This window comes from Kocuria sp. CPCC 205231 (genome assembly GCF_040980965.1).
Taxonomy (GTDB): domain Bacteria; phylum Actinomycetota; class Actinomycetes; order Actinomycetales; family Micrococcaceae; genus Kocuria; species Kocuria rosea.
Genome location: NZ_JAVKPP010000005.1, coordinates 15,322 through 34,662, shown reverse-complemented (window position 1 = coordinate 34,662; position 19,341 = coordinate 15,322). Strand labels below are relative to the sequence as shown.

At 72.9% G+C, this 19,341-nt stretch carries 22 protein-coding genes; 8 read left to right on the top strand and 14 right to left on the bottom strand.

Annotated elements, in window-relative coordinates:
- Positions 1-47 precede the first annotated feature (47 nt).
- Positions 48-731: a maleylpyruvate isomerase family mycothiol-dependent enzyme gene (locus RF640_RS06270; RefSeq protein WP_207307455.1), complete on the bottom strand. Its 684-nt coding sequence runs from the start codon at positions 729-731 to the stop codon at positions 48-50.
- Positions 732-833: 102 nt separating this feature from the next.
- Here RF640_RS06270 and RF640_RS06265 point away from each other — a divergent pair, with 102 nt between their 5' ends.
- Positions 834-1,286 (top strand): MarR family winged helix-turn-helix transcriptional regulator, encoded by a 453-nt coding sequence (locus RF640_RS06265; protein WP_109221860.1) that lies wholly within the window; start codon positions 834-836, stop codon positions 1,284-1,286.
- Positions 1,287-1,289: 3 nt separating this feature from the next.
- Here RF640_RS06265 and RF640_RS06260 read toward each other — a convergent pair whose 3' ends face one another.
- The 4 genes from RF640_RS06260 to RF640_RS06245 form a co-directional block, all read right to left on the bottom strand.
- Positions 1,290-1,472: a PspC domain-containing protein gene (locus tag RF640_RS06260; RefSeq protein ID WP_017834030.1), complete on the bottom strand. Its 183-nt coding sequence runs from the start codon at positions 1,470-1,472 to the stop codon at positions 1,290-1,292.
- A gap of 83 nt (positions 1,473-1,555) precedes the next feature.
- Positions 1,556-2,041, bottom strand: a complete 486-nt coding sequence (locus tag RF640_RS06255) for a pyridoxamine 5'-phosphate oxidase family protein (protein WP_017834031.1) — start codon at positions 2,039-2,041, stop codon at positions 1,556-1,558.
- Positions 2,042-2,202: 161 nt separating this feature from the next.
- Positions 2,203-2,793 carry a hypothetical protein gene (locus tag RF640_RS06250; RefSeq protein ID WP_109221861.1) on the bottom strand — a complete coding sequence of 197 codons (591 nt, stop codon included), beginning with the start codon at positions 2,791-2,793 and terminating at the stop codon, positions 2,203-2,205.
- Positions 2,790-3,809, bottom strand: a complete 1,020-nt coding sequence (locus RF640_RS06245; RefSeq protein ID WP_368827142.1) for an arsenic resistance protein — start codon at positions 3,807-3,809, stop codon at positions 2,790-2,792. Before RF640_RS06245 ends, RF640_RS06250 begins: the two co-directional genes overlap by 4 nt.
- A 77-nt stretch (positions 3,810-3,886) precedes the next feature.
- Between RF640_RS06245 and RF640_RS06240 the strand changes: the two genes are divergently transcribed.
- A complete protein-coding gene (locus RF640_RS06240; protein WP_368827140.1) occupies positions 3,887-5,062 on the top strand; it encodes a PP2C family protein-serine/threonine phosphatase in 1,176 nt (391 codons plus the stop codon).
- A gap of 33 nt (positions 5,063-5,095) precedes the next feature.
- On the opposite strand, the gene RF640_RS06235 is transcribed toward RF640_RS06240, so the two are convergent.
- From RF640_RS06235 to RF640_RS06225, 3 genes are all read right to left on the bottom strand, one after another.
- On the bottom strand, positions 5,096-5,407 hold the full coding sequence (locus tag RF640_RS06235; RefSeq protein WP_109221864.1) for a hypothetical protein: 312 nt from the start codon (positions 5,405-5,407) through the stop codon (positions 5,096-5,098).
- A 367-nt stretch (positions 5,408-5,774) separates the two neighbouring features.
- Positions 5,775-6,404 (bottom strand): AAA family ATPase, encoded by a 630-nt coding sequence (locus RF640_RS06230; protein WP_323632679.1) that lies wholly within the window; start codon positions 6,402-6,404, stop codon positions 5,775-5,777.
- Between the two features lie 230 nt (positions 6,405-6,634).
- A complete protein-coding gene (locus tag RF640_RS06225) occupies positions 6,635-7,120 on the bottom strand; it encodes an Lrp/AsnC family transcriptional regulator (RefSeq protein WP_242630326.1) in 486 nt (161 codons plus the stop codon).
- Between the two features lie 164 nt (positions 7,121-7,284).
- On the opposite strand from RF640_RS06225, the gene RF640_RS06220 reads away from it, so the two are divergent.
- The 5 genes from RF640_RS06220 (at position 7,285) to RF640_RS06200 (ending at position 13,459) form a co-directional block, all read left to right on the top strand.
- Positions 7,285-8,544, top strand: a complete 1,260-nt coding sequence (locus RF640_RS06220) for an MFS transporter (protein ID WP_095649928.1) — start codon at positions 7,285-7,287, stop codon at positions 8,542-8,544.
- A 146-nt stretch (positions 8,545-8,690) separates the two neighbouring features.
- Entirely contained in the window at positions 8,691-9,323 is a 633-nt protein-coding gene (locus RF640_RS06215; protein ID WP_109221867.1) for a dihydrofolate reductase family protein, read from the top strand.
- A gap of 165 nt (positions 9,324-9,488) precedes the next feature.
- Positions 9,489-10,610, top strand: coding sequence for an alcohol dehydrogenase family protein (locus RF640_RS06210; protein ID WP_368827136.1), 1,122 nt, complete (start codon positions 9,489-9,491; stop codon positions 10,608-10,610).
- 37 nt (positions 10,611-10,647) lie between these two features.
- Positions 10,648-11,829: an SGNH/GDSL hydrolase family protein gene (locus tag RF640_RS06205; protein ID WP_109221868.1), complete on the top strand. Its 1,182-nt coding sequence runs from the start codon at positions 10,648-10,650 to the stop codon at positions 11,827-11,829.
- 298 nt (positions 11,830-12,127) lie between these two features.
- The gene (locus RF640_RS06200) at positions 12,128-13,459 is read left to right on the top strand and encodes a serine hydrolase domain-containing protein (protein ID WP_368827134.1); all 1,332 of its coding nucleotides are present in this window, start codon (positions 12,128-12,130) and stop codon (positions 13,457-13,459) included.
- Here RF640_RS06200 and RF640_RS06195 read toward each other — a convergent pair whose 3' ends face one another.
- From RF640_RS06195 to RF640_RS06185, 3 genes are all read right to left on the bottom strand, one after another.
- Positions 13,460-13,840: an LssY C-terminal domain-containing protein gene (locus RF640_RS06195; protein WP_368827132.1), complete on the bottom strand. Its 381-nt coding sequence runs from the start codon at positions 13,838-13,840 to the stop codon at positions 13,460-13,462.
- Entirely contained in the window at positions 13,841-14,026 is a 186-nt protein-coding gene (locus tag RF640_RS06190) for a hypothetical protein (protein ID WP_368827130.1), read from the bottom strand.
- A gap of 97 nt (positions 14,027-14,123) precedes the next feature.
- The gene (locus RF640_RS06185; protein WP_144836373.1) at positions 14,124-15,092 is read right to left on the bottom strand and encodes a GlxA family transcriptional regulator; all 969 of its coding nucleotides are present in this window, start codon (positions 15,090-15,092) and stop codon (positions 14,124-14,126) included.
- A gap of 160 nt (positions 15,093-15,252) precedes the next feature.
- Between RF640_RS06185 and RF640_RS06180 the strand changes: the two genes are divergently transcribed.
- The gene (locus RF640_RS06180; RefSeq protein ID WP_272027460.1) at positions 15,253-15,894 is read left to right on the top strand and encodes an isochorismatase family protein; all 642 of its coding nucleotides are present in this window, start codon (positions 15,253-15,255) and stop codon (positions 15,892-15,894) included.
- 74 nt (positions 15,895-15,968) lie between these two features.
- Here the strand turns inward: RF640_RS06180 and RF640_RS06175 are convergent, their stop codons facing one another.
- The 3 genes from RF640_RS06175 to RF640_RS06165 form a co-directional block, all read right to left on the bottom strand.
- The gene (locus RF640_RS06175) at positions 15,969-16,538 is read right to left on the bottom strand and encodes a DapH/DapD/GlmU-related protein (RefSeq protein ID WP_272027461.1); all 570 of its coding nucleotides are present in this window, start codon (positions 16,536-16,538) and stop codon (positions 15,969-15,971) included.
- Between the two features lie 60 nt (positions 16,539-16,598).
- On the bottom strand, positions 16,599-17,642 hold the full coding sequence (locus RF640_RS06170; RefSeq protein WP_272027463.1) for an NAD(P)-dependent alcohol dehydrogenase: 1,044 nt from the start codon (positions 17,640-17,642) through the stop codon (positions 16,599-16,601).
- Between the two features lie 544 nt (positions 17,643-18,186).
- Positions 18,187-19,338 (bottom strand): AI-2E family transporter, encoded by a 1,152-nt coding sequence (locus tag RF640_RS06165; protein WP_272028058.1) that lies wholly within the window; start codon positions 19,336-19,338, stop codon positions 18,187-18,189.
- Between the last annotated feature and the right edge of the window lie 3 nt (positions 19,339-19,341).

Below are 19,341 nucleotides of genomic sequence, written 5' to 3'. Positions count from 1 at the left end.
CCGCCGAGCGCCTCGCCCGGGCCCCTGGGGCTGCGTGGGCCCAGAAGTCACGCGGGCGCGAGCCGGTGCCGCAGCATCTCGACCCCGTCTCCCGCCAGCCGGTCCAGCCCGGCGCGGCGCCCCGTGAGCAGGAGCAGCAGCGCGGCGGCCGGTCCCCGGATCTCGGGGCCCTCGCCCGCGGCCCAGGAGACGTCTGTGGCGACTAACCGGAAGCCCTCCAGCGGCAGGTGCCGGAACACCCGCGCCGTGCGCGTGCCCCCGGTGGACCGCACGCGCTCCGCGGCGACGGCCGCGGCCTCCGGGGGCATCTCGAGCTCGAGGCCCAGCGGCACGGCGATGTCCTGGCCGTGCACCAGGATGTCGGTCAGCGTCTCGAGGCTCGTCACACCCACGTTGTGCCGCCGGGAGCCCACCGTGGCGCGGATGCCCGCGACCAGGCGGTCCGCCGGACGGCGGGCGCGGTCACGGGCGGACTCGAGGATGACGTGGTTGAGGCCGCCCGGGTGCCGCAGCGCGGACAGCAGCGCGGCGCCGAGACCCAGCTGCTGCAGCGTCAGGTGGGCGGCGACGTCCCGCACCGTCCATCCCTCGCACAGCGACGGGTGGTCCCACTGCTCCCCGGAGAGCCCGGCGAGCAGGTCCGCCGTGCGCCGGCGCTGAAGGTCGATCACGGCCCAGACGTCGTCGTCGCCCATCGGGCCGGTCGTGCTGTGCTTCCGGACCGTGCTCATGGTCCTGCCTCCTCGCCCGCGGACGGGGCCGCCACCGGGCCCCTCGTGTCCTCCGGGTGACCCGATTATAGTTCGTTCATAGGACTATTTCGAGGGGCGGGCATGACAGGACAGCTCAACATCGGGGTGCTCATGTTCATCGCGCACCGCTCGGCGGAGAACCGGATCGTGGAGGCGGTGCGTCGGGCCGGCTACACGGACCTCACCGTGCCGCAGGCGCGCATCCTGGCGCGGATCGGCCCGGACGGGACCCGCCTGTCCGAGCTGGCCGAGCAGGCGCAGGTGGCCAAGCAGACGGCCACGGTGCTGGTGGACCGGCTCGAGCGCGCGGGCTATGTGGAGCGCACGGTCGACCCTCGCGACGCCCGGGCGCGGCTGGTGCGGATCGCGGGCCGGGGAATCGAGCTCGTGCCGATCGCCCGCGCGGAGGAGGCCCGGATCGAGGCGGAGTGGAGTGCGCACCTGGGCGGACGGAGGATGCGCCAGCTGCGCGAGGCGCTCACAGCACTGCGCGAGATCACCGACCCGCACGCGGGGCCGGAGGAGCAGGGATGAGGCTCAGGCCTCCTTGGGGATGATGATCCACAGGGCGATGTAGACCAGCTCCCCCACGCCCACCAGGCCGAAGACGATGAAGCCCAGCCGCAGGAGGAACTTCGGCAGTCCGAAGCGGGCCGCCAGGGCCGCGCAGACGCCGGCGATGAGCTTGCCGTTGCGGGGGCGGACCAGAGAAGTGTTCATGCCCGGATCCTACCAACGCACCCCGGGACACGCCCGGGGGCGGGACCGTCCGGTCCGGGCGGAGCGGACGGCCCCGGCCGGCGTCAGAGGTCGACGACGCCCTTGTCGCCCTTGATCGTGTCGCCGGTGACCTTGGACTTCACGAGGTTGGCCACCTGGGTGACCTTGCCGCCGCCGGGGGTGTCCCAGTACTCGGCGGAGCGGCCGGTGACCTCGATGAGGATGTTGTTCGGGTTCTCCGGCCCGCCCTCGAGCCAGGAGCCGGTGAAGCTGTCCCACAGCTCCTTGAGCTTGGCCTCGTCGTTGAGCACCAGCGCCGTCCCGGTCAGCGAGACCCAGGCGCCGTCCCCGGCGTAGGCGACGTTCACGGCCGGCCGCTGCTGCAGGTCCTGAACCTGGTCCGAGGTGCGCTCGGCGATGAAGTACACGGTGCCGTCGAAGTCCACGTCCTGCGTGGCCATCGGCTTGGAGATCAGGTTCCCGTGCTCGTCCGCGTGGGTGAGCATGGCGATCCGGGTGTCCTTGATGAGCTGGCGCACCTTGGCGGTGCCGTTGTCCTGGTCGGTCATGGGGAGGTCCCTTCTTCGGTGGACTGCTGACGGTGTTCGACTGCTGAACTGCGGTCCGCGGCGCGGAGGGCCAGTCTATGAACCCCGAGCGCGTCGCACGAGTGGTGGGCCGGCGAACGGCCCCGGCCAGGCCGCGGGGAGGACCGCCGCGGCGACCCTTCCTACCGGCCCTCCGGGACCTCAGCGGCGGCCGGGACCACCGCGTTGCGCGCGGTGGAGACCGGCAGGTTCACGGGGCACGCCATCTGCCCGGCGAGGCGGTGGACCACGGCGAACGCGCTCAGGGCGAGCGCCAGCAGCCCCAGCCACGGCTGGACGGGCGCGAACCACGTCAGGGCCCCGGTGGAGCCGAGGGCCAGCAGCGCGAGCTTGTTGCAGACCGGGCAGCCCACGGCGAACCAGGCGGCGAACGTGCCGACCGCGCCCAGCCGGGCGCTGCGGCGCTCGCCGGACTCGACGGCCCGGGCCACGGTGGCCGCGGCGACGTCGTCGTCCCCGGGAAGCGGGGTGCCGCCGGCCACGGGGGCCACGTAGGAGGCCACGAGGACACCGGTGAGCGCCGAGGTGGCGATCCAGACGGGGTAGTTCCACCACACGGGCGGGATCTCGCGGCTGAAGACGCCGTTGGGGATGAGCACGGTGGCGAGCCCCAGGACCAGGGCGGTGGCGAGCCCCGCGAGCACCGCGGCGCCCCACTGGCGCGGACCCCACAGTCGGAGGGCCTGGGTGGCGGGGCGGAGGCGCTGCGTCATGGGCGGGGTGCCTTTCGGTGGGACGGGGTGGTGCCCCCACTGTGTCGTGGATCGCGGTCCCGCACCAGCGCGGGGACCAGCCGCACCAGCACCACCATCCCCACCAGCTCGACCAGGGTCTGGGTGACGACGACGAACGGCGTCAGCGCGAGCCGCTCCGGCAGCGCCAGGGCCAGGGGGAGCACCACGAGGGAGTTGCGGGTGACCCCGCCGAAGACCAGGGCCCGGGAGACCGGCACGTCCAGGCGGGCGAGGCGGGCGGCCAGGATCCCGATCGGGACCATGAGCACCAGGAAGCCGGCGTAGAGCGGCACGACCGCCGCGAGGTCGGCCAGCTGCTCCCCCACCCCGCGCACCTGCGAGGCGATCACGGTGAACAGGGTCAGCGCCATGAGCGGCACCATCGCCGCGCCCGTCGCGGACTCCAGCCGCCGGGCCGCGGCGGAGCGGGACGCCGCCCGCTGCACGGCCGCCGCCGCGGCCAGGGGCAGCAGGATCAGGAGCACGAACGCCTCCACGAAGGGGCCCAGCTCCACCAGGGCCACCGCCTCCGGGCCGGCGAGGAGCAGCAGGTAGGCGGGCAGGAGCAGCATCTGCGCGAGCATCAGCAGCGGGGCGGCCGCCAACAGCCGGTCGGCGGCGCCCCCGGCGAGGCCGGTGAAGACGATGACGTAGTCCACGCAGGGGGCCAGCAGCACGAGCAGCACGCCCAGCAGCAGGGCCTCGTGCCCGGCGACCGGCCGGGACAGCCCGAGGACCACGACCGGGACGACCAGGAAGTTCACCACCAGCAGCGCCGCGAGGAAGCGGAGATCCGCGAAGGCCCGGCCCAGTGCGGCGAACGGGACGGCCAGGAACGTGGCGAACAGCAGCAGCCCCAGGACCGGGGTGATGGCCGGGGCGAGCGCCGGCGCGCCGGGCACCGTCCAGCCCACGAGGACCGCGGCCGCGATGGTCACCAGGTACACCGCCACCTGGTGGCGCTCGGCCCGTGCGACGGCTGTCGGTGCGTTCACCCGCCCAGCCTAGGGGCAGACCCTCCGGGGGGGGTGCCGGCGGTCGTCGCCGGTCCCCACCCCGATAGCCTGGTGGCATGCAAACGCACACGGCCCGCACGGAGGCCGCCCGGGTCGATGCCCTGCACGCCCTGAAGATCCTGGACACCCCCCGGGAGGAGCGCTACGACCGTGTGGTGCGCATCGCCCAGGACGTCTTCGGGGTGAAGGCCGCGGCCGTGAACCTCATCGACGCCGACCGGCAGTTCACCAAGGCCGAGGCGGGACTGGACGGGCTCGTCCACGCCACCCGCGCCGACTCGCTGTGCGCGCGCACGGTCGACCGGGACGCCCCGCTGATCGTCGCCGACGCGATGACCGAGCAGTGCTTCGCCGGCAGCTCGTTCGTCAGCGGGGACGACCCGGTGCGCTTCTACGCCGGCCACCCGCTGCACGCCCCCGGCGGTGAGCCGGTCGGGTCCCTGTGCCTGGTCGACAGCGTCCCGCGCGAGCTGGACGAGCGGGAGCGGCGCATCCTCGCGGAGATGGCCGGGTGGGTGGAGCGCGAGCTCGCGGCCCAGATGGAGCTGGACCGGGCCGAACAGATCCAGCAGATGCTCATGCCCCGCACCGGGCTGGTCACCCCCGTGGTCGAGGCCGCCGGCCGGTGCCTGCCGGCGCGGTCCATCGGCGGGGACTTCTACGACTGGATGGTCCTGGGCGACGAGGTGCAGGCGATGGTCACCGACGTGATGGGCAAGGGCATCCCCGCGGCCCTGCTGTCCGCCTCCGCGCGCGCCGTGCTGCGCGGGACGTTCCAGTACAACCCCCCGGCGGAGGCCATGAAGCGCGCGGCCGGGGCGCTGACCCCGCTGCTGGAGGAGGCGGGGGCGTTCATCACCGCCTTCATCGCCCGGGTGCACAGCGACACCGGGGAGATGAGCTACATCGACGCCGGCCACGGCCTGGCACTGATCCTGTCCCCGGAAGGCGCCCACCGCCGACTGTCCTCCTCGGGCCCACCCCTGGGGGTCGTGGCCGAGTGGATCTGGGACGTGCACACCACCACGCTGCTGCCCGGACAGACCCTGCTGGTGGTCTCCGACGGCTACCTGGACTTCTTCGACGACCTCGAGGCGGCCGTCGCGACCGCCGCAGCCCTCAACACGCTGGCCGGCACCGCCGAAGAGCTCGTGACGCTGTGCAGCGACTACGCCGGCACCTCCGGCGCCGATGACGACACGACCGTCCTCGCGCTCCGGCGCACCGCCTGAGCACCCACCGGCCGCTGCGCCCGGCCCGAGGGCTCACCCCACGTGCCGGCAGGCGGGCTCGCTCGTGTAGGTGAGGACCACCTCGTCGTCCTCGGGGCGTTCCCGGGAGGAGCGGTGGCTGACGGCGGCCAGCACCGCGGTGATGACCGCCTCGTCGTCCTCGGGGCGTTCCCGCTCGGAACTCCCGCGGCCGGGGGGACGCCCGGCGCTCTCGGCCGGTGCGGCTCCGCGCCGGGTCTGCTCCCGGGGCAGGACCTGGAACCCTCGAACGCTGGTCCCGATCGTCTGCGGCGCCGGCGGTGCGGGCGGTGTCGATCCGGAGTGGATGCTGGTCGTCGTGGTCATCGCGCTTCCCTACTTCGTCGTAGTGGTGTGCTCGGTGGTGTCGTGCCGTGCCCGGTCGGTGCCCGCCCCCGCGGGGCGTGACGCTTCCGGCGGAGTGCCCCGCTTCCCGAACCCCCAGGACCGTCGCGGGGCCCGCGGATCCCGGCTGCCCGGTGGAACCGGGCGCGCCGGTGGACGCCGAGGAGTCCGGGAGTCGCAGACGGCGCGCTGGTGGGGGATTCGCCTCTGCCCGCAGGTGGACCTGAGACTAGCGACCCGGACCACGGACCGGAACCGCCCGGCGAAATATGTCGACGCATCGGGGCGCGCGAAGGGCGAGAGCGCGCCGGGGAGTGACCCGGGAGGACCGGTCAGGGGTTCCCGCCCGTCACCGGCCGGTGAACCGGGCGAGAACCGACTCGGGGGCCCCGGTGGCGTCCACGACGGTCCAGCCCAGAGCACCGGCGAGCTCCAGATAGGCCGCCCGGGCCGCGCGCAGGTACTCCAGCGACTCGTGGTCCTGCCCGCGGGCGAGGATCCGCGCACGGGCGGTCTCGGCCGGGACGTCGAGAACCACCACCACGGCCCCGCGCAGCGCCCTGACCGCCAGCCACGGCAGGACCCGGCCCGGCGGCAGACCCCGGACCTGCCGCAGCACCGACTGGCACACCAGGTGGCGATCGATCACCACCAGACCGTCCCGGTGTGCGGCACGCACCTGGGAGACCAGGACGTTGGCGGTGCGCACCACGGTCTCGAACCGGTCCGCCCACCGCGCCGGCACCTCCACCCCCCACCGCGCCGAGGTGCGTGCCAGCCAACGGCGGCCGGACCGGTTGCGCAGCACGACCGCCTCCCGCCCCGCCCGGGCCTCCTCCGCCACCAGTGCCGCGGCGGTGGTCGTCTTCCCGGCCCCGTCGACGCCCAGCAGCACCACGGTCCGCGCCCGGCGAGCCGGCAGGGCCCCGGGTCGCCGCCTTCTCCGGACCGCAGCGGGACGGCCCCGGATCCCCGTCATCGGACTGCTCCTGGTGCTGCTGGACAAGGCACGACGCACGGCCTTCCTGACCGTCGGAGGCTTCGCGGACGTTCCGCGGCGCGGCACGGGGACAGAAGCCTGGAGGTCCCCATCCAACCAGTCCCGGGAACCGGTGGGCTGATCGGTGCCCGCGTGGGGACAGCGTCCGCCGCCGCGCGGGCACCGTGGGGTGGACGCAGCGGGCTTCGGGGGTCGTCGAGGAGCGACCCTCACGCTGACGTGCGGCCGCCCTCCGTGAGCGTTCGCAGGAGGGGCTGGACCCGGTAGGGGATCTGCTCGCTGAGGGCCAGGGACGTCTCGGCGCGGAGGACTCCCCGGATCCGCAGGATCGAACGCAGAACGGCGTGCAGATCACGGGTCTCCCGTGCCGCCACCCGGCACCAGACGTCCCCGCGCCCCGAGATCTCGTGCACCTCCAGGACGTTGTCGATGCCGCGCAGGGCGGTGACGACGGCGTCGAGCTCCCGGTGGGTGACCTCGAGGGTGAGGAACGCCAGGACGTCGAAGCCCACGGAGGCCAGGTCGACGTCTCGACCGCCGGAGCGCAGCACCTCCCGGCGCTCGAGCCGGCGCATCCGCGAGACCACGGTGTTGCGGGCGACCCCGAGTGCGGCCGCCACCTCCCCGATCTGCGCCCGGGGGTACCGCAGGAGGTGCAGCAGCAGCCCGATGTCGACGGCGTCCAGTGTGGTCACGGTGGTCTCCCTGTCAGTGGTCCGCCTCCAACTTTTGATCAGCGTGATCAGTTCCGCAAGCATCTCGGTGGTGCCGGACTCAGTCTCCGGCAGACTGCGTGAGCACACTGCGCCGGCCGCCCACGGCACAGCCCGCAATCGCCGATCCCACCGGAAGGCCCGCGATGACCGTGTTCAACGAGCTGACCATGCGCTCCGGCGCCGGCGACGCAGGCCGGGGATGGAACGCGGGATCGCGCTCCCGCCTGGTGCTGACCATGTCCACGACGGCACTGCTGCTGGTGGGCGCCAACCTGGCCACCCCGCTGTACCCCGCGCTGCAGGAGCGCCTGGGGCTCGGCCCCTTCGCGGTGACGGTGGCGTTCTCCTCCTACGTCCTGGCCCTCATTGCCGGGCTCGTTCTCTACGGGCACTGGTCGGACCACATCGGGCGGCGCACTGCCCTGGTGCTGTCGGTCCTCGTGGGACTGGCCGGTGAGATCGTCTTCGCGACCGCCGGGGGTCTCGCCGGTCTCGTGACCGGTCGGGTCCTGCAGGGCGCAGCCGTCGCGATGGTGACCGGCGCCAGCAGCGCGGCGCTCCGGGAGCTCCTGCCCCACCGCCCGGAGTGGGCCGGCCGCTTCACCCTCCTGGCGTCGGCGGGCGGAGTGGCGGCGGGCCCCCTCCTGGGCGGGGCCCTGGGCCAGCTGCCCCACCCGACGACGACTCCCTTCGCCGTCCACTGCACCATGCTGATCGCCGTCCTGGTGCCGCTGTGGACGCTGCACGCCAGGCCGGCCATCGCCCCGGCCCCGGGATCGGCGGCCTTCAAGGCCCTGCGGCCGCGCCGTCTCTGCCTGCCGCCCGGGGTCCGCACGCGGTTCCAGCAGGCGGCCGCGGTCGGTTTCCTCAGCTTTGCGCTCTTCGGCTTCAGCCTCTCGCTGGCTCCGGGCTACTTCGCACGAACGCTCGGGGTGAGCTCCCCGGCCGGGATCGGGGCGCTGGCGGCCCTCGTGCTCATCGGGTCCGCCGCGGCGCAGCTGGTGGGACGCCCCCGCGTCCGGGCCCTGCCCGGGGCCCTGGTGGGGATGGCCCTGGGCACGGCGCTGATCGGGGTGGCGGGCGCGCTGTCCAGCCTGCCGCTGCTGCTCCTCGCCGCCCTGGTGGCCGGGGCGGCCCAGGGCGTCGCGTTCCGCACGGCGTTCAACGCGCTGTCCGTGGCCGTTCCGGCTGCCGACAACGCCCGGGTGGTCAGCGCGGTCTACGTCGTGACCTATCTGGGCAGTGCCGTGCCGGTCCTGGGCCTCGGGGTCCTGGCCGGCGCGGTGGGCGTCCCCTCCTCCGTCCACTGGTTCGCGGGCACCCTGGCGGGCGCATGCCTGCTGCTGGCGGGAATCGTCCGGCTCCGGGCCGGACGCGGGCCGCGGCGCGGACAGCGGGCCTGACCGGTCGGGGCACGAGGGACAGCACGCGGGGGACCGCCGTCAGGCGATGAGCACCGGCGGCGGCCACAGGCGGCACTTTCCCCGGGCGCGCCGAGCAGTCATCATCGGGGGACGACGGAGTCGCCGAGTGCGAAGGAGCACCAGCCATGTCACGGGTCCGCGTCCACAACTTCTCCATCTCCCTCGACGGCTTCGGCACCGGTGAGGGTCTGAGCCAGAACGCCCCCTTCGGGCACGCCGGACAGAGGCTGCACGAATGGATGATCGCCACCCGGTGGTGGGATCCCGGCGGCAGCGGTGGCGTGGACGACGCCTTCGCCCAGCTGCACGGTGTGGGGATCGGGGCCGAGATCATGGGAGCGGGGAAGTTCGGTCCGCCCGGGTGGCACGAGGACCCGGGCTGGGAGGGCTGGTGGGGTCCCAACCCGCCGTTCCACACGCCCGTCTTCGTCCTCACCCATTTCCCGCGCCCCTCGATCGAGATGGAGGGCGGCACCACGTTCCACTTCATCGACGCCTCGCCCGCAGAGGCGCTCGAGACGGCGCGAACGGCCGCCGACGGCCAGGACGTGCGCCTCGGCGGGGGCCCCACCACGGTCCGCGACTTCCTGGCGGCCGGGCTCGTCGACCACCTGCACGTGGTGGTGGTCCCGATCCTGCTGGGCCGCGGCGTGCGCCTGTGGGAGGGGCTCGAGGGCCTGGAGGCGGACTACCGGGTCGAGGCCACCTCCGCGCCCCGTGGAGTCACCCACGTGACTTTCACCCGCACGAGCGCCTGAACCGGGGTCGCGAAGGCTGAGGCGAAGGTGGATCGCAGGTGATCCCGGAGGCGAGTTGCCGCCCGGATGAGGGCAGGCCGTGTGCAGCATCGCCCTGCCCGCACGCACGCACACCGCGACCGTCAGCTCGTTGGCATCAGCACCGACCGTGATCCAGGATGAGGGATGACCACGACTCGACCCCTCCCGCGGACGCGCGTCGCCGGCGGGACCATGATGGCGGTCGTCACCACCGGTGTCGGCGGCTACGACCGTCTCGTGCTCTCCCGAGTGCCCATCCCTGAGCCGGGCGAGGGCGAGGTGCTGGTCCGCGTCCTGGCGGCCGGCATGAACAACACCGAGATCAACACCAGGCTCGGCTGGTACTCGTCGTCGGTGACGGCAGGAACGAACGACGCGTCCGAGGACGTCGTCGGGGACGCCTCGACGAGACCGGACGGCGGCTGGAACGCGGCAACCCCGTTCCCGCTGATCCAGGGCGCGGACTGCTGCGGGCGGATCGTGGCCGTCGGCCGTGGGGGCGACGAGTCCGCCCTCGGAGCACGGGTGCTGATCCGCGCCTGCATGCGCACCGAGGGTTTCTCCTCCTGGGACACGACCTGGCTGGGCTCCGATCTCGACGGAGCCTTCGCCCAGTTCGTCGTCGTCCCGGCGCACGAGGTCTTCCCGGTGGACTGCGACTGGAGCGACGCGGAGCTGGCGACCGTCCCGTGCGCCTACGGGACGGCGGAGAACATGGTCCGCCGCGCCGGCATCACCACGGGGGCACGGGTCCTGGTGACCGGCGCCTCCGGCGGCGTCGGATCGGCCGTGGTGCAGCTCGCCAAGCGGCGCGGCGCCCACGTCGTCGGCATGGCCGGTGACGCCAAGCGGGACCAGGTCCGCGCCCTCGGCGCCGACGAGGTCATCGGGCGGGACGACCCGCGGGACGTGCTGGGCGCGGACAGCGTCGACGTCGTGATCGACAACGTCGCCGGGCCCGGCTTCCCGGCAGTGCTGGGCCTCCTCCGGAGGGGCGGGACGTACGTCTCCTCCGGCGCCATCGGCGGCCCCCTGGTCGCACTCGACATGCGCACCCTCTACCTGAAGGACCTCACCCTGATCGGCTGCACGGCGTGGGACGAAGAGGTGTTCCCCGACCTCGTCTCCTACATCGAGCGCGGAGAGATCCGGCCGCTGCTGGCGAGGGTCTTCCCGCTCGAGCAGATCGCGGCCGCCCAACGGGAGTTCCTCGAGAAGACGCACGTGGGCAAGTTCGCCCTGATCCCGCCCGACCCCGCACCCTGAACCACCGCTGCCGGGCCCGACACCCCCTGGGAGGACCATGCCGATCCCCGACCGACACTGCACCACGCCCGTCACCGACGAGCTCCTCCACGGCGTCGTGGAGCTGGAGCACACGGACGACGGAGTGATCCCGCACCGCCTCCCCGCGTGGGCCAGGAACCAGGCCCGCGACCCGCAGCTGGCCATGGCCGAGTCCCAGCCCTCGGGCGCGCGGCTGCTCTTCGCGACCGAGGCGAGCCGCGTCGAGCTCCGCGGGCGCGCCACACGCTTCCGGTACGAGGGCGCACCACCGCGCCCGGCGGGCATCTTCGACCTGCTGGTCGACGGCCGGCGCACCCGGCAGGCCGGCCTCGAGGCCGCGACCGTGGTGAGCATCGACATGACCACCGGCGACCGGCAGATCACGCAGGCCGGGCTCGGCGGCGTCGTCTTCGACGATCTGCCCCGGGGCCCCAAGACGGTCGAGCTCTGGATGCCGCACAACGAGACCGTGGAACTGGCCGAGCTCCGCTCCGACGCCCCCCTCCGACCGGTGCAGGACCCGCGCCCGAGGTGGGTGCACCACGGCAGTTCGATCAGCCACGGCTCGAACGCGGTGCATCCCACCGGCACCTGGCCGGCGGTCGCCGCGAGGCGGGCCGACCTCAATCTGCTCAACCTCGGCTTCGGGGGCAGCGCGCTGCTCGACCCGTTCACCGCACGCACCATCCGGGACACCCCAGCCGAGCTGATCAGCGTCAAGCTCGGCATCAACCTGGTCAACCTCGATCTGATGCGGCTGCGGGCCTTAGGCCCCGCAGTGCACGGCTTCCTCGACACGATCCGCGACGGCCATCCCCACACCCCGCTGCTGGTGATCTCCCCCCTCCTGTGCCCGATCCACGAGAACACCCCGGGACCCGGCGCCTTCGACCCGGACGCCCTCGCCCGGGGTGAGCTGCGGTTCCGGGCGACCGGCGACCCCGGCGAGGTCGCCGCCGGCAAGCTCACCCTGACGGTCATCCGTGCCGAACTGGCACGGATCGTGACGGAGCGGGCGCACGACGATCCGCACCTGTTCCACCTCGACGGACGCGAGCTCTACGGGGAGTCCGACGCCCGGGAGCTCCCCCTGCCCGACGCCCTCCACCCCGACGCGACCACGCACCTGCGGATCGGCGAGCGCTTCGCCGAGTTCGTGCTCGGCCACGGCTCGCTGCCGGCCGGCGAAGGGGCGTGACATCTTCGGCGGTTGGGTAACGATCCGGGGCAGGTCGGCCGGCCGACCCGGAGGACCGTCCTACGCTGGGGGCACCGCCTGTCCCACGCGTTCACCGGGCCGGTGCGTGATCCGGGGCCGTGGACCGGCCCGTCATCTCATCGATTCCACGCCCCGTACGTGCTGTCGGATGTGCCTTCGCGGTGGAGTGCGGCGCAGGGGTCGACATCGTCGCCCATGACGACCGCGCCAGAAGCACTGTTCTCCGGATGCAGGCCCTCCCCGGAAGCGGCCTGCGCCGATCGAGAAGGAAACGAAGATGTCCGCACCCGTACGCTCCACGCGCCACACGTTCGCCGCCGCCACGGCGGCGGTGCTCCTCCTCGGGACCACCGGCGGGGCAGCCGCCGGGCCGCCCTCCCCGGCCGGGCCGGCGGCCACTCCGGCCGCCGCGGCGGCACCGTCGGCTCCGGCCACGGACCCCGAGGCCTGTGTCACCGATGTCGACGACGTCGTGGCCCGAGAGCCCTCCGCGCAGATGTCCGGGCCGCTGCCCGAGGAACGGGCTACGACGTTGGACGCCGCCGCCCGGGCCTCGTTCGCGCAGGCCGCCACCCCCGGTGCGGTGGTGGGGGTCTCCTCCCCGGAGGGCACCTGGACGGCCGCCTACGGGGTGGCCGACCCGGCCACCGGGGAGCCCATGGAGGTGGGGGTGCACACCCGCGTCGGATCGGTCACCAAGCCCTTCACCGCCACCCTGGTCCTGCAGCTGGCCGAGGAGGGTGAGCTCTCCCTGGAGGACCCCATCGCCGACTACGTCGACGGCATCCCCAACGGCGAGCAGATCACCCTGCGCCGGCTGGCGGACATGACCAGCGGGGTGGCCAGCTACACCCGCAGCACCCAGTTCACGGACCGCTTCTTCGCGGATCCGCAGCAGGTCTTCACCCCGGAGGAGCTGGTCGCCGTCGGCGTCTCGGAATCCCCCCTGTTCGCCCCCGGTGCGCAGTTCGACTACTCCAACACCAACTACATCCTGCTGGGCCTCGTCGTCGAACAGGTCACCGGCCAGCCGGTCGGGGAGGTCCTGGAGGAGCAGATCTTCGACCCGCTGGGACTCGACGAGACCGTCTGGCCCGGTGACTCCACCGAGATGCCGGAACCCTACGCGCGGGGCTTCACGCTCCAGGGCGACACCGCGACGCCGGAGGCGCCGGCCGACGCCACGCACTGGAACCCAAGCTGGGGAGCCACCGCCGGGGCCCTGATCTCGGACGTGGACGACCTGCTGGTCTACGGCCGGGCCCTGGGCACCGGGCACGGACTGCTGGAGCCGGAGGCCCAGCGAGAGCGCCTCACCTCGTTCCAGCCCCCCGAGTCCGGCTACGGGCTGGGCTTCGGGTGCATCGACGGCTGGGTCGGGCACACCGGGACGCAGCCCGGGTACAACACCACCGTCTACTACGACACCACCACCGACACCACCGTGGTCGTGCAGGCCACCAGCGACATCCCCTCCGGGGACTGCCCGGAGTCCCCGGTGCTGGCCGACGACCCCAGGACCCTGCCGTGCGCCACCCCGGCCACACGGATCTTCGCCGAGGTCTCCACCGTCCTGGGCCACACCTTCACCCCCAACCCGGAACGCTGATCACCCGCTCCACCGAATCTGGCGGACGTCGATGATGGGCAGGTCCCCGTCCGTCTCGATGGCGTCCCCGCCTCCGTTGCGGGCGTGATAGCCGGTGGAGTACTGCTCGACGACGTGGACCGTGGCGCCGACGGCCTGCAGGGACGAGACGACGAGATCACGCTCGCGGTCGGTGTCCGCGGCGGTCCAGCCGGCCCCGACCATCGCGGCGGACAGCTGCGCGGGGGTGCCGACCACCGCCAGGTTGACCGGGTCCCCCAGCAGGCCGTCGGAGGTGCGGGCCCGCCCGATGAAGTAGCTGGGGACGTAGATGCCGGTGAGCAGACGGTTCAACCGCGGCAGGAGCACATAGGCCGACAGCACCCAGAGGGGCAGGAACAACTAGGGCAGACGCCCGTCGTCGTCGATCTCCTCGAGGACGAGGTGGTAGACGCCCCAGCCGGCCAGCACGCTGGTGACGAGGAAGCCGAACCGGTGCGCCCACAGCACCACGGTGGCCCGCCGGGCACCGCCCCTGGGCTGCGGGCTCCGCTCGTCGCTGTCGGGGTGCCCACGTCCTGCATCCATCTCGTGCTCCCCGCCCCGTCTCCCGCACCGGACGTCCGCGGCGCCGGTCGTGGTGCTCCCAGGCTAAGGGGTGCTCCGGACGTTCCGGAGCCTGCACCTAACGGGATTCCCCTCCGGCCTCTCGGAGGGCGAAGCTCCGCCGGTAGGCGGACGGCGTGGTCGCGTAGGCCGAGACGAAGTTCTGCCGGAGGGTGACCGCGCTGCCGAAGCCGCAGGCCAGCGCGATGCGGTCGACACCCCAGCGCGTGGTCTCGAGCAGGCTGCGGGCCTCGTCGAGGCGTCGCGCGAGGACCCAGCGGGCGGGGGTGGTGCCGGTGGTGTCGCGGAAGCGGCGCACCAGGGTCCGGCGGCTCATCCGGGCGTGGGCGGCGAGCTCGTCGATGGACAGGGGCTCGTGCAGCCGGGCCATCGCCCAGTCCAGCGTGGCGGCCAGGGGATCCCCGCTGTCGGGCCGGGCGACCGGGCGCTGGATGTACTGCGCCTGGCCGCCTTCCCGGTGCGGGGCCACGACCAGGCTGCGGGCGACCCGGTTGGCGGCCGCGGCACCCAGGTGCTTGCGGACCAGGTGCAGGCAGGCGTCCAGGGAGGAGGCCGTGCCGGCGGAGGTCATGACGTCGTCGTGGTCGATGTAGAGCACCGAGTCCTCGACAGCCAGCTCCGGGTGACGGGACGCGAGTTCGTCCATCCCCTCCCAGTGGGTCACGGCGGGCCGCCCGCCCAGCAGACCGGCCTCGGCGACGGCGAAGGCCCCCATGCACAGACCCACCACACCGGACCCATGCGCATGGGCGCGGGTGAGCACGGCGCGCAGCGGCTCGTCGACGGCCACCGGCGGATAGGGCCAGGAGGGGATCACCACCAGGTCGGCGTCCTCGGCAGCCTCTGGCCCGGCGAGACGGCCCAGCGAGTAGCCCTCCGCCGTCGTGACCATGTCCGTGCCCGTGCTCCACAGCACCGTGTCCCAGCCCTCGGCCAGGCCCAGCCGGGTGACCTCGCCGAACACCAGCTGCGGCACGGCCAGGTGGAACATCGTCACACCGTCGAACGCATGGATCGCGATCCGCACCTGTCGCTCCTCTCCGACAGGGACCACCACGGAGCAGAAGTGGCCCGATCTCATCGTAATCGTGCACGCGGGCCAGTCGCGGTGGAACCCGGTCGGATCCGAACATGGACTGCAGGCCATGCACCACCGCTGGCCCACCGCTTTCTTCAGAGGAGATCCCGTGACCATTCCCCGCCGCGCCCTGATCGTCGTCGACGCCCAGATGGAGTACTTCGACGGCCCGATGTCCATCCAGTACCCGCCCCGCGAGGAGTCGCTCGCCAACATCGGCCGTGTCCTCGAGGTCGCCGCCGAGCAGGACATGCCGGTCGTCATGGTCCAGCACGAGACGGACGAGGGCGCCCCCATCTTCGCGCCCGGCTCGACGGGATATCCGCTCCACCCCGATCTCGAGCAGCTCGACAACCGGCAGTGGAAGCAGGTCGTGAAGGGGTACGGCAGCGTCTTCGCCGGCACCGACGTGGCCGAGTGGCTGCGCGAGCGCGACGTCGACACGATCACGATCGTCGGCTACATGACCAACAACTGCGACCTGGCGACGGCGGTCGAGGCCGAGGGGCTCGGCTTCGCCGCCGAGATCCTCTCCGACGCCACCGGCGCGATCCACCTCGCCAACGAAGCCGGTCAGGTCTCGGCCGAGGATCTGCACCGCACCCTGATGGTGCTGCTGCAGTCGAACTTCGCCGCGGTCACCACCACGGACGGCTGGATCGGGGCGGTCGCCGGCGGCGAGTCGCCGGTCCGCAGCAACCTCGTCGCCTCGGCCATGAACGGAGCAGAAGCGTTCACCAGCGGTTCGTAGACGGCGTGTCGTGACCGCCCAGCCGCGCTGGGGGGCGGGCCGGGGTCCACCGAAGGACACCCACCCGGCGCGGTTCAGTCGCTCACGGAGCGCACGACCCGTGCCGGGGAGCCCACCACCACGGACCTCTCCGGGACGTCCTTGGTCACCACCGACGCCGCCGCCACGACGGCGTCGTCGCCGATCGTCACGCCCGGCAGAACCGTGGCGTTGGACCCGATCCAGACGTTGCGGCCGATCACGATGGGGGCCGGGTGCATGTCCGTCCGGCGGCTGGGGGCGAGGTCGTGGTTGAGGGTGGCCAGCACCGTGTTGTGCCCGATCAGGCAGTCGTCGCCGATGACCACCCCGCCCTGGTCCTGGAACGTGCACCCGGAGTTGATGAAGACCCGCTTGCCCAGGGTGATGTTCTTCCCGAAGTCGGAGTGGAAGGGCGGGAACACCGTCACCGATGCGTCCACCGGCCTGCCGGTGAGCTGGGCCAGCAGCTCCCGCACCCGGGCCGGTTCCCGGTATCCGCCGTTGAGCTCCCCGGTGATGCGCAGGGCCTCCTGGCTGACCCGGTGCATGACCTCGTGCAGGGGCGAGTCCCCCGTGATGGTGCGCCCGGCGTCGAGCGCCTCCAGAAGATCGGTCAGTTCCATGGTTTCCTTTCGGTGATGTCCGGGCGGCGGGATCCGCAGGCCCAGCGCCTGGGCGCGGGCTCAGACCAGGGTGGCGGCGTCGATGACGAAGCGGTAGCGCACGTCCGAGGCCAGCACCCGCTCGTAGGCCTCGTTGACCCGGTCGGCGGAGATCAGCTCGGTCTCCGGGACGATGCCGTGCTCGGCGCAGAAGTCGAGCATCTCCTGGGTCTCGGCGATGCCGCCGATCATCGACCCGGCGTAGGTGCGCCGACCGCCGATGAGGGAGAAGACGTTGAGGCTCAGCGGCTCCGCCGGGGCCCCGACGTTGACCAGAGCCCCGTCGACGGTGAGCAGGGAGAGGTAGGCGTCCACGTCGATCACGGCGCTGACGGTGTTGAGGACCAGGTCGAAGGACCCGGCCAGCTGCTCGAAGGCGGCCCGGTCCGAGGTGGCGTAGTAGTGCTCGGCACCCAGCCGCAGCCCGTCCTCCTTCTTCTTCAGCGACTGCGAGAGCACGGTGACCTCCGCGCCCATCGCGGCGGCGATCTTCACGGCCAGGTGCCCCAGTCCGCCCAGGCCCACGACGGCGACCTTCCGGCCCGGGCCGGCGCCCCAGCGGCGCAGCGGGGAGTAGGTGGTGATCCCGGCGCACAGCAGCGGGGCGACCGCGGCGAAGTCCAGGGACTCGGGCACGGACAGCACGAAGCCGGCGTCGACGACCACGTGGGTGGAATAGCCGCCCTGGGTGATGGTGCCGTCCCGGTCGGCCCCGCCGTAGGTGGGCACCATGCCCTCGGCGCAGTACTGCTCGTCCCCGTTGCGGCAGTTGGTGCACTGCCCGCAGGAGTTGACCATGCACCCCACCCCGACGCGGTCCCCGACGGCGTGGCCGGTGACCTCGGGGCCGATCTCGGCGACGGTGCCCACGATCTCGTGGCCGGGCACCAAGGGGTAGGGCTGGGGTCCCCAGTCGCCGTTGACGGTGTGGATGTCGGAGTGGCAGATCCCGGCGTAGGCGATCTCGATCAGCACGTCGTGCGGGCCCACCTCGCGGCGGGTGATCGTGGTCGGCTCCAGCGGTGCGTCGGCGGAGGGGGCGGCGTAGGCGTTGACGGTCAGCAAGGGGTCTCCTGGTGCGGTGGGGGCGGCGGAACGGATCGGGCGGACGTGGCGGGAGACCCGTCCGCGCAGTCGCCCGAGCGTGCGGGAAGGACCCGACGGATCAGCGACTGCACCACCTCATCAGGAACGGCAGAGCTCAGGGAGTCCCTGGTGAAGGGCGTACCGGGAGAGCACCCCAGGGTCGGTGCTTCCCCGTTCACACTGTGGCTGGTGGCAGCCCGGGGGTGCTGCTGCGCTCGGGCTCACCGTCGCCGCGGTGATGAGAGTTCTCCCGCTGCGGGTCCTCGGTGCTGGGAGGCGGTGTCGAGCTGACCTCCCCGAGGAGGTCTCGCCAACGTAGAACATCCGGATGTGCATCCGTCCGGCCCCCACCCGGATCACCGACTCATACCGGCAGGACGCCGTCATGAACCCAGTTGGCTGCCGCCCTGACCGCAGATAGGCGCCGCCCGGCGGTGGATCGGTCCGCAAGGGAACACGTCGGCGGCGTCCATCCGCCCCCGTCCTCCGGTGACGCTGCCGGTCCTGCGGCGCCCCGAGGCCGTCACCCGTCGACGGGCGCGTCCGGGGCCGGTGGCTTCAGCCGGACGCCGGGACGCGCAGCCGGCCGGGACAGGACATCGGGGTTTCGGGGGTTCGGGAACCAGATCTGGATCAGAGCCCATCCCACCGCGGTCAGCGGGACGGCCAGCACGGCCCCGACGACGCCGGAGAGGATCCCGCCGGCGGCCAGGGCGAGCAGCACCACCAGCGGGTGCAGGCTCAGGGCCCGGCCCAGCACCATCGGCTGGAGCACCCTCCCGTCGAGCTGGTTGGTGGCCACCACCACCGCCACCACCACCAGCGCCACCACCGGGCCGTTGGCCACCAGGGCCACCAGGACTGCCACGCCGCCGATCAGGGCGGCCCCCACGATGGGGATGAAGCCGCCCAGGAAGATCAGCACCGACAGGGGCAGGGCCAGGGGCACCCGCAGCACCAGCAGGGTGACGCCGATGACCACCGCTTCCAGCAGCGCCACCACCGCGGTGCCGCGCACATAGCCGCCCAGCACGTGCAGGGTCGTGGTGCCCGAGGTCAGCAGCTTCTCCAGGGTCTCACCGTGGAAACGGCTCAGGACGAACGCCCAGATCCGGGCCCCGTCCTGGAGGAAGAAGTAGAGGATCACGGCCACCAGCACCGCGCCGGTGACCACCTGGGTGGCCGCGGAGATCCCCAGCAGCGCCCCGGCACCGAAGCTGGGGCTGGCCGTGAAGTCCACGACGGCGGTCAGAGCCTCGTCCAGGCCCTGCTGGCCGACCGGGATCGGCCCGGCCACCACGAACTGGCGCAACCGGTCCAGCCCGCCCACCGCGGAGGCCACCAGCTCCGCCCACTCGCTGCGCACCGCGAAGACCATGCCGGTGACCACCCCGCCCAGGACCACGATCGCGGCGACGAACACGATCCAGGTCGCCAGCGCCCCGGGCACACGGTGCCGGCGCAGAGAGGCGACCAGGGGGTTCAGCGCAGCGGCCAGGACCAGGGCGATCAGCAGCGGGATCACCACCAGCTTGAGCTGGATCAGCCCGTAGACCACCACCGCCGTCGCGCTCAGCAGCACCAGCCCCTGCAGCGCCCGGGTGGTCGCCCGACCCAGCGGGTCCGCCCACAGATCACGAGGGTGCGAGGTCCTGCGATGCCGTGGACGCGTCACCGG